The following is a 14,788-nucleotide window of genomic DNA, read 5'->3' as shown; positions in this document are numbered from 1 at the left end:
GTCCGTTGTCGAGTGGTGACCGGGTTGACTGGTTGACCGGGTCGAGTGGCGACCGGTAGACGACCACTCACGCTGACTCCCACTCACCGTTTCTTCCCACCATCACCGGGAGGGGTCGGGTTGGAGGGGTCGGTGTGCAGGACGTAAAGCGCAGCAGTCCTGCACACCGACCCCTCCAACCCGACCCCGCACCCAACAGCCCCGCGCAGCGGACAACAGCCCGCGCCGCCAGGCGAAACGGCGCCGCACCCGGCAACGTACGAGCGCCCCGCGCCGCCAGGCGCAACGGCGGGACGGCCGACAACGTGCGGGGCTCAAACGCTACGCGGAGGGCCGCCCAAGTGCCCGGTACGTCCAGCCGGCCTTGCGCCACAAGGTCGGGTCGAGGGCGTTGCGGCCGTCCAGGATGCGCCGTTCGCCGGCGACCTCGGCCAGTTCCGCCGGGTCCAGTTCGCGGAACTCGCGCCATTCGGTCAGGTGCAGGACGACATGGGCGCCGCGTACCGCTTCCAGGGCGCTCTCCGCATACCCCAGGGTCGGGAAGATCCGCTGGGCGTTCGCCATGCCCTTCGGGTCGTAGACGGTCACCTGGCCGCCCTGGAGGTGGATCTGGCCGGCGACGTTGAGGGCGGGCGAGTCGCGGACGTCGTCCGAGTCCGGCTTGAAGGTCGCGCCGAGGACGGCGACCCGCTTGCCGAGGAAGCCGCCGCCCACCGCTTCGCGGGCCAGCTCGACCATGTGGCCGCGGCGTCGCATGTTGATCGAGTCGACCTCGCGCAGGAACGTCAGTGCCTGGTCGGCGCCGAGTTCGCCGGCGCGTGCCATGAAGGCCCGGATGTCCTTGGGCAGGCAGCCGCCGCCGAAGCCGATGCCGGCCCGCAGGAACTTCTTGCCGATCCGCTCGTCGTAGCCGATCGCCTCGGCCAGCTTCACCACGTCGCCGTCGGCGGCCTCGCACACCTCGGCCATCGCGTTGATGAACGAGATCTTGGTGGCCAGGAAGGAGTTGGCGGCGGTCTTGACCAGTTCGGCGGTCGGGTAGTCCATGACGACGAACGGCGAGCCCTCGGCGATCGGGGTGGCGTAGACCTCGCGGAGCAGCGCCTCGGCCCGCTCGCTGGTGACGCCGGCCACGAGGCGGTCCGGGTGCAGGGTGTCCTGGACGGCGAACCCCTCGCGCAGGAACTCCGGGTTCCAGGCCAGTTCGGCGTCGGCACCGGCGGGTGCGGCGGCCGTCAGGCGGCGGGCGAGCCGGGCCGCGCTGCCGACCGGCACCGTCGACTTGCCGACCACCAGTGCGGGCCGGGTCAGATGCGGTGCCAGCGCGTCGAAGGCGGCTTCGACGTATGACATGTCGCAGGCGTACTCGCCGTGCTTCTGCGGGGTGTTCACGCAGACGAAGTGGACGTCGCCGAAGGCGCCGACCTCCTCGTAGGAGGTGGTGAAGCGCAGCCGGCCGGTGGATCCCTCGATCCCGGCGACGTGGCGGCGCAGCAGCTCCGCAAGGCCCGGCTCGTACATCGGGACCTCGCCCCGGCGGAGCATCTCGATCTTCTCCGGCTGTACGTCCAGGCCCAGCACCTCGAAACCCAGCTCGGCCATCGCGGCGGCATGGGTGGCACCGAGGTAGCCGGTGCCGATCACGGTGATCTTGAGGGCCATTGAGGGGCTCCAGACGTCTGGCGGAAAAAGGTCCGACCGAGCATATCCGCGTGCGGAAGGCGCCCTTCCCGACCGCCGTACGCCCCATGGGGGGACTGTAGGCAACCTCACCTATCCGCGGCCCGGTATCGGACCTAGAATCCCTTCTCAGTAAGGGTTACTTAACGGTAGTTAGCACTACCGACACCTCACAGGGGAGTGAGAAACCTTGGCGGGAACCGCTGATTTCGATCTGTACCGGCCGTCCGAGGAGCACGACATGCTCCGCGAGTCGGTGCGCTCGCTCGCCGAGGCGAAGATCGCGCCGTTCGCCGCCGCGGTGGACGAGGAGGCCCGCTTCCCGCAGGAGGCGCTCGACGCGCTGGTGGCCAGCGATCTGCACGCCGTGCACGTACCGGAGTCCTACGGCGGCGCCGGTGCCGACGCGCTGGCGACCGTGATCGTCATCGAGGAGGTCGCCCGGGTCTGCGCCTCGTCGTCCCTGATCCCGGCCGTCAACAAGCTCGGCTCGCTCCCGGTGATCCTCTCCGGCGGCGAGGAGCTGAAGAAGAAGTACCTGGGTCCGCTCGCCAAGGGCGACGCGATGTTCTCGTACTGCCTCAGCGAGCCGGACGCCGGTTCCGACGCGGCGGGGATGAAGACCAAGGCGGTCCGTGACGGCGACCACTACGTCCTCAACGGCGTGAAGCGGTGGATCACCAACGCCGGGGTGTCGGAGTACTACACCGTGATGGCCGTCACCGACCCGGAGAAGCGGTCCAAGGGCATATCGGCGTTCGTCGTCGAGAAGGGCGACGAGGGCGTCTCCTTCGGCGCCCCGGAGAAGAAGCTCGGCATCAAGGGCTCCCCGACCCGCGAGGTCTACCTCGACAACGTCCGCATCCCCGCCGACCGCATGATCGGCGCGGAGGGCACCGGCTTCGCCACCGCCATGAAGACCCTGGACCACACCCGCATCACCATCGCGGCCCAGGCGCTCGGCATCGCCCAGGGCGCCCTGGACTACGCCAAGGGCTACGTCCAGGAGCGCAAGCAGTTCGGCAAGCCGATCGGCGACTTCCAGGGCGTCCAGTTCATGCTGGCCGACATGGCCATGAAGCTGGAGGCGGCCCGTCAGCTGACCTACGCGGCCGCGGCCCGCTCCGAGCGCGTCTCGGCCGGGGCCAAGGGCGAGGACCTGACCTTCTTCGGCGCCGCGGCGAAGTGCTACGCCTCCGACGCCGCCATGGAGATCACCACCGACGCCGTCCAGCTGCTCGGCGGCTACGGCTACACCCGCGACTACCCGCTGGAGCGGATGATGCGGGACGCCAAGATCACCCAGATCTACGAGGGCACCAACCAGGTGCAGCGGATCGTGATGGCGCGGAACCTGCCGTAAGGCGTTCCGCCCTACGAGGACGGGCCCCGACCGCACCGCGGTCGGGGCCCGTCCTCGTAGGTGGCCGGTCCGGTCAGTTGTTGCTGGTGACGGTGACCTGCTCGTCGTTGTTGAGCTGCTGGACGAGCTGCTTGAGCTTGGACTGGTCCCAGACCAGGTTGCCGCCGGTGCTGCCGGAGATCGGCATGTTCATGGACTTGCCGTTGCCGCTGCTGACGTCCTTCATCGCGAAGAACATCTGGCCCAGGTCCCACAGGCTCATGTCCTTGTCCACCTTCAGCGTGTCCAGGCCGGCGCCCAGCGTCGGGTAGAGCTTGAAGGGGTTGAGGACGGTGCCCGGCGTGGCCGCCTGCTTGGCGACGGCGGCCAGGAACTTCTGCTGGTTCTTGGTGCGCTGGAGGTCCTGCGAGGCGAAGGCGTGCCGGGTCCGGACGAAGGCGAGCGCCTGGGCGCCGGTGAGGGTCTGGGTGCCGGCCTTGAAGTCGGCGCCGGAGTCCTTGTCCTTGAACGCCTGGGGGATGTTCATCTCCACGCCGCCGAGCGCGTCGACGATGTTGGCGAAGCCGGCGAACCCGATCTCGACGTAGTGGTCGATGTGCAGGTGGGTGTTGGACTCGATCGTGCGGACCAGCAGGTCCGGGCCGTCCTCGGCGTAGGTCGCGTTCAGCTTGGTGTGCCGCCCGGTCGCCGGGTACTTCTTGCCGGAGGTCGAGCCCACGTACGACGGGACCTCGACGTTGGAGTCACGGGGCAGGGATATCAGCGTCGGGCCGTTGCTGCCGTCGTGCAGGATCAGCATCGAGTCGGTGCGCCCGCCGTCGGTGGGGCCGCCGGTGTGCAGCTGCTTCTTCATCTCGTCGGTCATGCCCTCACGGCTGTCCGTGCCGACGATGAGGTAGTTGGTGCCGTCACCGGTCGCGGGGCGGTCGATCACCTTGCTCAGGTCCACCTCGCGGCGCAGCTTGCCGTCCGCCCAGAAGTAGGTGCCGATGGAGGCGACCAGCACCACCACGACCAGGGTGATCAGCGCCCACTTGATGCGGCGGCCCCAGCGCGGGCGCGGCCGGGCGTCGTAGCCGTCGCCGCCGCCCCGGCCCCGGCCGCCGCCCCCGCCGTAGACCTGGCCGGTGTTGTAGCCGTCGTCGTGGCTCCGGGACTGCTGCGGCGGCACGCTGCCGCCGCGCGGCGAGAGCGAGGGCGGAAGCGGGGGCTCGTTCCGCTGGTAGCCGGGGCCTGCGTCGCGCCGTACCTGAGGCATGGCGCGCGCACCCTCCGGCTGGGCGCTGCCGCTGCCGCGTCCGTACCGGTTGCCGTTCTGGTCGCCGGACCGTCCTTGGGGCCACTCATTCATAGAGGGAAGTGTGCATGCCGCGAGGGGGTGCTTTACAGGGCGGGTGCGGGATCGGGCCGCGGCTGTTGCAGAGCTGATGCAAAGCGGCGGGCCCCTAACGGGCCATACCGCGAAGGGGCCGACGATCCGGGCGCCATCGTCGGAAGCATTCATTCCGGATGGTTTCTGGCGGGGGAGGGGAGAGGCATCTCACGCCGGTGCCGAGACCTGCGTCACGCCGCCCCGGGCCGTTCCGCCGCCCGCGCCGTACGGTCCCGTACGGGACCGGCTTACGCTGGTGCGCATGACCGATCTCGTCACCAGCAGTCCGGAGGACGCCCCGGCGGGCAAGCCCACCTCCGTCTCCCGCACCACGCTGTCGCACATCATGACCGCAGGCGACACCAACCTCCTCGGTACGGTGCACGGCGGCGTGATCATGAAACTGGTCGACGACGCCGCGGGCGCGGTCGCCGGCCGGCACTCCGGCGGCCCCGCGGTCACCGCGTCCATGGACGAGATGGTCTTCCTGGAGCCGGTCCGGGTCGGCGACCTCGTCCACGTCAAGGCCCAGGTCAACTGGACCGGCCGGTCCTCCATGGAGATCGGCGTCCGGGTCCTGGCCGAGCGCTGGAACGAGTCCACCCCCGCCCAGCAGGTCGGCTCCGCCTACCTCGTCTTCGCCGCCGTCGACGAGCACGGCAAGCCCCGCACGGTGCCGCCGGTCGTCCCCGAGACCGAACGCGACAGGCGCCGCTACCAGGAGGCCCAGATCCGCCGGACGCACCGGCTGGCCCGCCGCCGCGCCATCAGGGAACTGCGCGAGCGGCGCGCCGCCGAGGGACTCGACGACGCCTGACCGCCCGCCCGCCCGCCCGGCCGCGGCGCCCCCTCACGCCTCCTCGGGCGCGGGAGCCGCCGCGGCCCGGACCGCCCGGCGGGGCAGCGCCCGGCGGTGCAGCACCGCCGCCGCCGTCTTCGCCAGCAGCGCCAGCGCCGCACCGGTGACCGTCCCGGCGGCCGCACACAGCACGTCGTCGATGTCGGCCACCCGGCCCGCCCGCATCAGCAGCTGACCCGCCTCGATGGCGACGCTCAGCCCCACCCCGAGCAGGAACGCGCCGGCCGCCGACCAGCGGGGCGATGCGAACCGCAGCAGCAGCGGCACCGGGACGAAGAGCGCGGTGCCGGCGATCTGCCGCCGTACCAGCAGCGCCACCTGGCCCGGCTCCAGCTGGGCGCCCAGCTCGAACAGGCCCTCGCCCGGACGCCACCAGAACGTCGCGTCGCCGGAGCCGACCGGCTGGACGGGGGCGAGGGTGACCACCAGCATCAGCAGCAGCCAGACCGCCAGCAGCACCTGGGCCGTGGTGCGCGGGGCCCGCCGGTGCGGGGCCCGGACCGCCCACAGCGCCAGGCCCAGGGCCAGCGCCAGGGCCCCGAGCAGGAAGAGCACCACCGTGGTCGGGGTGATGACCAGGACGGCCTGCCACATGCTCCGCACCCACCTTTCCGGACACCGGACACCGGGCGGCCCGGCGTCAGCCGCAGCTCCACTTGGTGACGAAGACCGTCGCGGTGTGCTCCATGACGCCCCGGATGCACTCGTCCGCCGGCATCTCCACCCGCCCGCTCAGCCGGAGCGTGCCGCCCCGCGTCCGCCCGGTGCCGAACCAGCCGGGGAACGCCGTGATCCGGGAGTTCTTGCGCTGGTAGCCGAGCCGGACGGTGAGCTCGCCGAGCATCGGCTCGTCCCGCCGGTAGACGAGGGTGTAGGTGCCCGGGGCGCCGACCGGGCCGCGCAGGCACAGCAGGCCGCGGACCAGGACGCCGCAGCCGGTCGGCGCGGCCGGGGCCGCGGGGGCCGCCGCCGCGGTGGCCGCGACCAGCCCCAGCACCGCGACCGCGGCGGCGGTCCGGCCGGCACGGTGCCGCCGGCCCGAACCGGCCGGCGGCGGTCCCGGCGCGGTCCGGCGGGGAGCGGGGACGGTCATCGACACACCGCTTGGTCGCCGGTCATCGCGGCGAGGGCGCCGGGCGCCGGCGCCGGCTCCTCGGCCCGCACCGGCCGCACCGCCCGGAAGTCCGTCCCGACGGTCACCCGCATCACCGGCCCCTGCCCGGCCGCCGGCCGCAGCCGGACCCCGGGCAGCGCCGCGGCCAGGGAGCGCGCCGAACGGTCCCAGCGGGGGTCGTAGGAGAGCACCGTGTGCGGTGCGGTGCCGTGCGCGGTGTCACCGGGGGCGTCGGTGGCGAATCCGGCGCCGTGGAGCTCCCGGCTGACGCGGGCGGCCAGGCCGGGCCGTCCGGTGCCGTTCTCCACCTGCACCCTGACCTGTTCCGGCGGGACGTCCACGACCGGGGCGGGCGCCGCCTTCGGCTCCGGGCGGAGCGCGAACGGCCGGTCCTCGCGCAGCGCCCGGAACAGCTTCGGCGCCTGGACCGGGTCCCAGCGCACCGTCGAGCCCAGCCCCGGCACGTTCTCGGCCTCACCGCGCAGCGGCACCGAGGCGAACTCCGACGAGGCCGGGCCGAAGCCGCGCATCGCCTCGGCCAGGTCGGCCAGGTCGCCCGCCCCGAACCCGTCGTCGGCCCGTACCGACCGGAGCATGGCGTCCGCCACCTCCTTGAAGCGGACCGGGTTCATCAGCACCCCGGACGAGGTGATCCGGTCCAGCAGCGCCGCCAGGAACCGCTGCTGGCGCTGCATCCGGCCCAGGTCGGCGGAGGCGTCGACGTGGCGCGAGCGGACGTACTGGAGCGCCTGGCCGCCGCCCAGCAGCGAGGTGCCGGCCGGCAGGTCCAGCCCCGAGTAGCGGTCCTTGAGCGGCCGTACCGTGCACACCTCCACCCCGCCGACCGCGTCCACGGTCCGCATGAAGCTGGTGAAGTCGACCTCCAGGTAGTGGTCGATCTGCACCCCGGTCATGTGCTCGACGGTGCGCACGGTCAGGTTGGGGCCGCCCTCGGCGTAGGCGGCGTTCAGCTTGAGCGCGTGCCGGGGGTGGCGCCGGCCGTCGGCGTCCTGGTGGGCGGGCACCTCGGCGTACGAGTCGCGGGGGAGGCTGACGACGCTGGCGCGGCTCCGGTCGGCAGAGAGGTGCACCAGCATCAGGGTGTCGGTGCAGTGGCAGGGGTCGCCGCCCAGGTGGTACTTCCGCTTCTCCTCGTCGGTCAGCTTGTCCCGGCCGTCGGTGCCGACGACCAGGAAGGTCAGCCCGGCGCCGCCGCCGGGCCGGTCGCTGATGCCCTGGAAGGCGTCCACCCGGCTGATCCCGGTCTCGACGCCGGTGACCATGGCGTGCCCCACCCCGCTCGCGGACAGCAGCAGGGCGGTCGCCGCGGTGCTGATCCGCACCCCCCAGCGCGCCCCCTGGGGACGCCGGCGCGGGCGGCGCCACCGGGACCGGCGGGGGCGCCGGCCCGGGACGGTGCGGGGGGAGGGGGACGGCGCGGTCACGGGCCACCTCCGCGGTGGACGGGGACAGGGACGGCGGAGCCGGGCGGACGGGCCCGGCCGGTGCGCGGGCGGACGCGGTACGGAGTCCGGCGGAGTCCGACAGGGTCCGTCACGGAACGGACCGGGTCACCGTAAGCCGATATGATCTGCATCAAAACGCCACACACCGGGCAGCTGCCGCCCGGCCACCCGGTTGCCGTCCGACGGAGTCCCCCGTTCGCGGTACCGTGAGGCGGAATACCGCAGTCTGCCGGCGGGCGCTGCCGCCCCCCATGGCGGCTCGCCGCGGGCCGTACCCCCGAGGAACCATGCCCCAGCAGCAGCTCCCGGCCGTCTCTGTGATCATGCCGGTGCTCAACGAGGAACGTCACCTGCGCAATGCGGTCCGGCACATCCTGGCCCAGGAGTACGCCGGCGAGATGGAGGTGGTGATCGCCCTCGGCCCCTCCACGGACCGCACCGACGAGATCGCCGCGGAACTGGTCCGCGAGGACCCCCGGGTGCACACCGTCCCCAACCCCACGGGCCGCACCCCCGCCGCCCTGAACGCCGCGATCAAGGCGTCCCGGCACCCCGTCGTCGTCCGCGTCGACGGCCACGGCATGCTCTCGCCGAACTACATCGCCACCGCCGTGCGCCTCCTTGCGGAGACCGGCGCGGCCAACGTCGGCGGCATCATGCACGCCGAGGGCGAGAACGCCTGGGAGGACGCGGTGGCCGCCGCCATGACCTCGAAGATCGGCGTCGGCAACGCCGCCTTCCACACCGGCGGCGCGGCCGGCCCGGCCGACACGGTCTACCTCGGCGTCTTCCGCCGCGAGGTGCTGGAGCAGCAGGGCGGCTACAACGAGGAGTTCATCCGCGCCCAGGACTGGGAGCTGAACTTCCGCATCCGGGAGGCCGGCGGGCAGATCTGGTTCTCGCCGGAGCTGAAGGTCCAGTACCGCCCGCGGCCCAGCATCAAGGCGCTGGCCACGCAGTACAAGAACTACGGGAAGTGGCGGCACGTCGTCGCCCGCTACCACTCCGGGTCGATCAACCTGCGCTACCTCGCCCCGCCGACCGCGGTCTGCGCCATCGCGGCGGGCCTGGTCGTCGGCGCGGCCGTCACGCCCTGGGGCCTCGTCGTCCCGGCCGGCTACCTGGCCGCGATCACCGCGGGCTCGCTGCCGGCCGGCAAGGGCCTCTCCCTGAAGGCCCGCGCCCAGATCCCGCTCGCCCTGGCGACCATGCACATGGCCTGGGGCGTCGGCTTCCTCACCAGCCCGCGCTCCCTCGCGCGCAAGGTCATCGCCAGCCGGCGACCCGCCGTGCCGGCCCCGGCCGCGGAGTAGCCGCCCGGGGTGCGCGTCCCACCGGCGCGCACCCCGCCGGGCACGTCAGAACGTGTAGTGCGGATTGACCTTCATGCAGGCCGAGGAGTCCTTCTCCGCGTTCAGCGGGTCCGCGCTCTTCGGAGCCTGGTGCGCGTCCGCCCCGCCGCCCCCGCCGGACGACGCCGGGTAGTCCGTGCCGGTCCGCCAGTCGTTGCCGACCACCAGCCGCATCGTGCCGGCCGAGGACGACTGCCGCACCGCGCCACCGGGCAGCCCCAGCGCCTTGGCGAGCGCCAGGGCGTCGCCGCGCTGGGCGGCGTCCTTGTAGACGAGGGTGGTGTCGGCCTGGCTGGTGAGCCGGGAGTCCGTGCGCGCGCCGGTGTAGCCGAGTGCGGCCAGCCGGCCTTGGAGGTCGCCCGCACGGCCGGCGGCCGGGCCGCGCGAACCCTCGGTGCCGTTCTGGACGATGACGTCCAGCTTGCCCTTGGGAGTGGACGGCCCGGTCTCCGGCTCCGGCTTCTTCTTGGCGTCCTTGCCGTCCAGTGCGACGTCGTTGCGCAGCATCGCGAAGGTGGCCTCCGCGTCACCGGGCTTGGGCAGCACGTACTCCTCCCCGGGGCCGTACTGCCACGGCATGGTGACCATCGTGGTGCGCTTGGTCGGCACCCGCTGGAGGTCACCGCCCAGGTCGTAGAGCTTCTTGACCGAGCCCAGCCCCTCGTCGACGGTGAGCGCGCTGGTCGCGGCCTCCGCCAGGTCCCGCAGCTGCACCGGGTCGGTGAGCTTGGTGCCCTTCTTGAGCTGACGGATCATCGAGTTCATGTACATGTGCTGGGCCTTGGCCCGGCCGATGTCGGTGTTGTCCTCGAAGCCGTAACGGGTGCGCAGCCACTGGAGCGCCTGGACGCCCTGCACGGAGTGGGTGCCCTTGGTCAGCTTCAGTCCGCTGCCGTGGCCCTTGCTGTCGTGCGAGTAGACGTTCCGGTCGACGCAGACCGGTACCCCGCCGACCGCGTCGGCCATGTCCACCACCCCGGCGAAGTCGACCATCATGAAGTGGTCGATGTAGATGCCGGTCAGCTCCTTCCAGGTGGCGACGGTGCAGCCCGGACCGCCGTGCTGGAGCGACTCGTTGATGGCGGCGGTGGTCTCCGGGTAGACGTGGCCGTCCTTGGGGTCGGTGCACTGCGGGATGGCCACCCGGGTGTCCCGCGGAACGGAGATCACCGACATGTTGCTGCGGTCGGCGCTGACGTGCAGCAGCATCTGGACGTCCGCCAGCGGTTTGCGGTCCGCGTCCTGGCGGGCCCCGCCCAGCTCGATGTTCTTCTCGCTGTTCCGGCCGTCCGAGCCCACCAGCAGGATGTTCATCGGCGTCTGCCCGAACGCGTTGGGCTCCGGCTTCTTCAGCCCGCCCGGACCGAGGTCCAGCGCGTCCTTGCGGAGGTTGGCGTTCAGGTGCTGGTAGTAGAGGTAGCCGCCGGTCGCCCCGGCCACCAGGAGCAGGCCCAGGCCCAGCGCGGTCCAGCGCAGCGCCCGGCGGCCCTTGCCCCCCTTACCGGCCTTGCCGGCCTTGCCTTCACCGGCCTTACCGGCTTCATCGGCTTCACCGGCCTTGCCTTCACCAGCCTTATCGGCTTCACCGGCCTTACCGCCCTTGCGGCGACGCGGAGGGCCGTCGGCGCGGTGCCCGGCCGGTTCGTCGCCGGGCGGGCCCCCGTCGTCGTCGGGAGCCGCGGGGCCCGACCCCCCGTCCGGCGCCCAGCCCGGCGCGTCCGGGGGCAGCCCCTTGTCCGCGAAGCCGCCGCCCGTCCAGCCCAACGGCTGCGGCTCCGGCTCCGGCTCCGGCTCCCGACGTCCCCCGCGCTGCCCCTCACCGCGCACACCGCTCTGCGGCATTCGGCCCTCTCCCAGTCGTCCGATCCGGTGCGCTCGGTGTCCCCCGGCGCACGCACCGGCTCCACTGGAGCGCCCGGTGCGCGCACCGGCTCAACCGGGGCGGCCGACGCCGCACTCCCCGCTGGACGGCCCTGCCGGGCCCGCCGGATTACTTCGCGCAGATGTTCTTGTCATCTGCATTGACGTGCTGAACCCCGTCCGGGGTTTCGGTCGGCGCCTCGATCGGTGAACCCGGGGCGGTGAAGTCCTTGCCGAGCACCAGCTTCATCGGGACCCGCGGACCGGCGTCCGTGCCGGTCTGCTTCAACGCGCTCTTGGGCAGACCCATCCAATCGGCCAGCGTGGCGGCCTGGTCGGCCTGGTTCGGCGCGTACTCCAGACGCGTCGCGGCGAGCTTCTCCGGGGCGTTGCCGGCGTTGGTGGAGAGCCGCGCGCCCTTGGTGTTCTGCAACCAGTCCACGGTCTCCTGGGCCGAGCCGAACGGCCCGCCCCCGTTGGTGACATCGACCCGGACCAGCTCGGCCGGGGCCTTCTTGACCGGTGCGGTCTTCTTGCCGCCCTTCGAGGCCCCCTTGGACAGCGTGTGGTCCTGCTGCACCATCTTGAACAGCGGAACGGCCTTGCCCGTGTCCAGTATGACGGTGGCCTTGTCCCGCGGGTTGTCCAGCACCGGGACGGTGGCGAAGGTGATCTTGTTGAGGTCGACCTGCTTCAGGTCGTTGCCGAAGTCCATCAGCTTCGAGGCGCTGCCGATACCGGTGTCCACGGTCAGCGCCTTGGTCGCCGCCTGCGCGACGTCCAGCAGCTTGCCGGGACTGCTGAACGCGCTGGACTTCAGCTTGCGGATCAGCGAACCGACGAACTGCTGCTGGAGCTGAATCCGGCTCAGATCGCTGCCGGTGCCCACCGCGTGCCGGGTCCGGACGAACGCCAGCGCCTGCTCGCCCTTGACGACGTGCCGACCGGCCGTCAGCTTCAGGTGCGACTTGGGGTCGTCGATGTCCTTGCCCGCGCAGACCTCGACGCCGTCCACCGCGTTGGACAGGTCCTTGACGGCGTTGAAGTCCGCCATCATGAAGTGGTTGACCTTCACCCCGGTCAGCTTCTCGACGGTCCGCCAGGTGCAGCCCGGGTCCCGGCCCTCCTGGCCCAGGCTGGTGTTGAACCGCACCTGCTGCTGCCCCGGAATGACCTTCGTCGAGCCGTCCGGCTGCTTCGTCGGGCAGTCGGGGATGTCGGTGATCAGGTCCCGCGGGATGCTCAGCGCGGTGGCGTTGGTCCGGTCCTTGGAGACGTGCATCAGGATCGTGGTGTCCGCGTGCCCGACGCTGCCCGAGTCGCCGTACCCCGAGTCGCCCTTGCCGGTGCGCGCGTCGGTGCCGATGACCAGGAGGTTCACCGGGCCGTCGGTGACCGCGGAGTTCTCCTCGCCGACGTCGACCTTCTTGATGTTGCCGTCGAGCTGCTCGTAGATGACGAACGCGGTACCGCAGCCGGCGACGAGCACGAAGCCCACCACACCGGACGTCCAGTACAGGGCCTTCCGCTTCGCCGACTTCTTCGGCTTGGGCTTGCGGCGGCTCGCCGCGCTGCCGGCCGCCGCCGCGGCGGACCCGGCGCGGTCCGCGGCCCGGCGCGCCGCCCGGCCGCCCGAAGCGGGCTCGTCGTCGTCCTTCCGGCCGTCCCGCTGGACGGGCAGCGGACGGGTGTCGGTGTCGTCGCCCCTCGCGCCGGCCTTCCGCGCGGCACGTCTGCCGGGCGCCTTGCGGTCGGCGGGCCGAGCCGGGCCCTGACCTGCCGGGTCGAGCCGCAACTCGTAGTTGCCGGTGTCCGGATCGAACACCCACTGATCGGCGGGGTCGACGTTGTCGTCGCCCGCCTGCCCACGGCCTTGCGCGTCCACGGTGCCTTGAGTCCTCCGTCGGTACCACGCGGCGCCATCCCCTCAAGGCGCTCGGTCGGTCGATAGTGCGGAAAGTGGTCGGTTACTGGGTCAACGGTCATCGGCCAGCTGGTCGGGCGGACCGGATCGCTCACACTATCCGCCCAGTTCAGTGTCGGGCGACGCCCGTGACACATTCCACTTCCCTACAACTGGGCAATCCGCCCATTCCCTTCACGGCTCACCGGCGTACTGTGCGGCGTTTTTATTCGCAGGAGCCGTGTTCCGCGGTGGTCCCGGGAAAGGTCGGCGCCGAACTCGCGGCGGGCGCCGGTCGGCCGCTCCGCCCGCGGCCCGCCGCCTTGCCGTCCGCGGCCTCGGCGGGCGGCTGCGGCACCACCGCCACCGGCTGATCGTTGCGCAGCCGCCCGAAGAGCCGGTCCGCGTCCGGCTGCACCAGCTCATCGCGATTCGGGTCGTAGCGGTACGCGGTACGCGGCACGGTCAGGAACTGCACCTGTGCGGTGGGAATGCCGCGCATGCTGCGGACCAATTCGTACAAACCCCGGAGGGAAGCCAGCCCGGCATCAGTGGTCAGTGAACTCGTCGCGGCATCCATCACCGGATACAGCCGCATCGGATTGAGCAGCACACCATTGCTCTGCACTTTCTTCACCAAAGCGGCGAGGAACTGCTGCTGCCGCTCCATACGCTGGGTGTCACTGCCGTTCCCCAGGCTCTTGCGGGCCCGTACGAATCCGAGCGCGGCCTCGCCGTCCAACGTCTGCCGGCCGGCCGGCAGCGCCACGTGCGCCTCGTCGTCCTTGATGGGCTGCGGCAGGCACACCTGCACACCGTGCACCGCGTCCACCATGTTCTTGAAACCGGTGAAGTCCACGATCACGTGGTGGTCGATCCGGACCCGGGTCATCTGCTCCACCGTGCGGATCGCGCACGCCGCGCCGCCGAACGCGAACGCCCAGTTGAACTGCACCGTCTGCGGCGCCGACTCGTTTCCGTCGGCGCGCTTGCAGTGCGGCACGGGCACCATCAGGTCCCGCGGAATGCTGACCGCGGTCGCGCTCTTCCGGTCGGCCGCCAGGTGCAGCAGGATCGTGGTGTCCGAACGCTGGGTGCCGCTGTCCTCGCCGTACTCGCCGTTGTCGCCACCGCGGTTGTCGGAGCCGATCAGCAGGATGTCCTGCGCGTTCGGCGGACCCGCCGGCGGCCGCTCCGACTCGTACTTCTCCAACTCCCGCTCGGTGGCGCTGTCCGAACGGATATTGCCGTTGAGCCGGGTCCAGACGGCCCACCCCAACCCGGCCGAGGCCAGCACGGCGACGGTCAGCGCCAGCGCGGCGGTCCGCAGCCAGCGGCGGTGCGGCGGCGCCGGGACCCGCGGTGGGCCCGGCCGGTCGGTGGCCAGCAGCCCGGTGGGCCGCTCCGCCCAGCCCCGGAACCGCGCCCGCCGACCGGAGCCCGGCGCTCCCCGCCCACCGCCCTCGGAAGGACGCCGGCGGCCGGGCGGGGTGTCGGGGCTCTCGGTCACGGGTGCGTCCCTCCCTCAGGGAGCCGGCGGCACGCCCCCGCGCCGGGCGCCGCCGGGGAGGAGACCGCCGGACCCCGCGCCGGGGAGTACGTACGCACCGGGCGTACGTACACCGAGCATGGCCCCACGCGGCCGGACCGGCCCGTCCGGCGGGAATCCCCTCGGCCGGACGGGGGAGCCGGCGCCCCCGCACCGGTCCCGGCGGCCTCCCGGCCCGCCCGGCGGACGGGCCGGGCCAGGGGTGGACACGCCCTAGAAGGCTCATGAAGATCTTGGGGTTCTGGCCCCGCCGCGTGAGCGGCGGGGCCA

General features: G+C 72.2%; 11 protein-coding genes. 3 read left to right on the top strand and 8 right to left on the bottom strand.

Features of this window, described 5'->3' with window-relative positions:
• Positions 1-321 precede the first annotated feature (321 nt).
• Positions 322-1,662 (bottom strand): UDP-glucose/GDP-mannose dehydrogenase family protein, encoded by a 1,341-nt coding sequence (locus CG747_RS30705; protein WP_100605123.1) that lies wholly within the window; start codon positions 1,660-1,662, stop codon positions 322-324.
• A 208-nt stretch (positions 1,663-1,870) separates the two neighbouring features.
• On the opposite strand from CG747_RS30705, the gene CG747_RS30700 reads away from it, so the two are divergent.
• Positions 1,871-3,043 (top strand): acyl-CoA dehydrogenase family protein, encoded by a 1,173-nt coding sequence (locus tag CG747_RS30700; RefSeq protein ID WP_100605122.1) that lies wholly within the window; start codon positions 1,871-1,873, stop codon positions 3,041-3,043.
• Between the two features lie 73 nt (positions 3,044-3,116).
• On the opposite strand, the gene CG747_RS30695 is transcribed toward CG747_RS30700, so the two are convergent.
• Positions 3,117-4,394: an LCP family protein gene (locus CG747_RS30695; RefSeq protein WP_100605121.1), complete on the bottom strand. Its 1,278-nt coding sequence runs from the start codon at positions 4,392-4,394 to the stop codon at positions 3,117-3,119.
• Between the two features lie 283 nt (positions 4,395-4,677).
• Here CG747_RS30695 and CG747_RS30690 point away from each other — a divergent pair, with 283 nt between their 5' ends.
• Complete coding sequence (locus CG747_RS30690) at positions 4,678-5,232, top strand: acyl-CoA thioesterase (RefSeq protein ID WP_100605120.1); 555 nt, start codon at positions 4,678-4,680, stop codon at positions 5,230-5,232.
• Positions 5,233-5,265: 33 nt separating this feature from the next.
• Here CG747_RS30690 and CG747_RS50770 read toward each other — a convergent pair whose 3' ends face one another.
• From CG747_RS50770 to CG747_RS30675, 3 genes are read right to left on the bottom strand one after another with little or no spacing between them, the layout of a single operon-like run.
• The gene (locus CG747_RS50770) at positions 5,266-5,868 is read right to left on the bottom strand and encodes a VanZ family protein (protein ID WP_100605119.1); all 603 of its coding nucleotides are present in this window, start codon (positions 5,866-5,868) and stop codon (positions 5,266-5,268) included.
• 46 nt (positions 5,869-5,914) lie between these two features.
• Positions 5,915-6,367, bottom strand: coding sequence for a hypothetical protein (locus tag CG747_RS30680; RefSeq protein ID WP_100605118.1), 453 nt, complete (start codon positions 6,365-6,367; stop codon positions 5,915-5,917).
• Positions 6,364-7,731 carry an LCP family protein gene (locus CG747_RS30675; RefSeq protein WP_180985767.1) on the bottom strand — a complete coding sequence of 456 codons (1,368 nt, stop codon included), beginning with the start codon at positions 7,729-7,731 and terminating at the stop codon, positions 6,364-6,366. Before CG747_RS30675 ends, CG747_RS30680 begins: the two co-directional genes overlap by 4 nt.
• Before the next feature lie 410 nt (positions 7,732-8,141).
• Between CG747_RS30675 and CG747_RS30670 the strand changes: the two genes are divergently transcribed.
• Positions 8,142-9,167 (top strand): glycosyltransferase family 2 protein, encoded by a 1,026-nt coding sequence (locus CG747_RS30670; protein ID WP_100605116.1) that lies wholly within the window; start codon positions 8,142-8,144, stop codon positions 9,165-9,167.
• Positions 9,168-9,212: 45 nt separating this feature from the next.
• Here CG747_RS30670 and CG747_RS30665 read toward each other — a convergent pair whose 3' ends face one another.
• The 3 genes from CG747_RS30665 to CG747_RS30655 all read right to left on the bottom strand — a co-directional run bounded on the left by CG747_RS30665 (position 9,213) and on the right by CG747_RS30655 (position 14,479).
• On the bottom strand, positions 9,213-11,048 hold the full coding sequence (locus CG747_RS30665) for an LCP family protein (RefSeq protein WP_100605115.1): 1,836 nt from the start codon (positions 11,046-11,048) through the stop codon (positions 9,213-9,215).
• Positions 11,049-11,196: 148 nt separating this feature from the next.
• A complete protein-coding gene (locus CG747_RS30660) occupies positions 11,197-12,951 on the bottom strand; it encodes an LCP family protein (RefSeq protein ID WP_100605114.1) in 1,755 nt (584 codons plus the stop codon).
• A 244-nt stretch (positions 12,952-13,195) separates the two neighbouring features.
• Entirely contained in the window at positions 13,196-14,479 is a 1,284-nt protein-coding gene (locus CG747_RS30655) for an LCP family protein (RefSeq protein ID WP_100605113.1), read from the bottom strand.
• Between the last annotated feature and the right edge of the window lie 309 nt (positions 14,480-14,788).

Source organism: Streptomyces sp. CB02959, assembly GCF_002803155.1.
Taxonomy (GTDB): Bacteria; Actinomycetota; Actinomycetes; order Streptomycetales; family Streptomycetaceae; genus Streptomyces.
Note: the sequence above shows the minus strand (reverse complement) of the source record. Positions and strands in the feature narration are given on the sequence as shown.

Coding starts and splice junctions, on each gene's coding strand:
- CG747_RS30680 (WP_100605118.1), bottom strand. CDS start 6,367: ATGACCGTCCCCGCTCCCCGCCGGACCGCGCCGGGACCGCCGCCGGCC.
- CG747_RS30690 (WP_100605120.1), top strand. CDS start 4,678: ATGACCGATCTCGTCACCAGCAGTCCGGAGGACGCCCCGGCGGGCAAG.
- CG747_RS30695 (WP_100605121.1), bottom strand. CDS start 4,394: ATGAATGAGTGGCCCCAAGGACGGTCCGGCGACCAGAACGGCAACCGG.
- CG747_RS50770 (WP_100605119.1), bottom strand. CDS start 5,868: ATGTGGCAGGCCGTCCTGGTCATCACCCCGACCACGGTGGTGCTCTTC.
- CG747_RS30670 (WP_100605116.1), top strand. CDS start 8,142: ATGCCCCAGCAGCAGCTCCCGGCCGTCTCTGTGATCATGCCGGTGCTC.
- CG747_RS30705 (WP_100605123.1), bottom strand. CDS start 1,662: ATGGCCCTCAAGATCACCGTGATCGGCACCGGCTACCTCGGTGCCACC.
- CG747_RS30665 (WP_100605115.1), bottom strand. CDS start 11,048: ATGCCGCAGAGCGGTGTGCGCGGTGAGGGGCAGCGCGGGGGACGTCGG.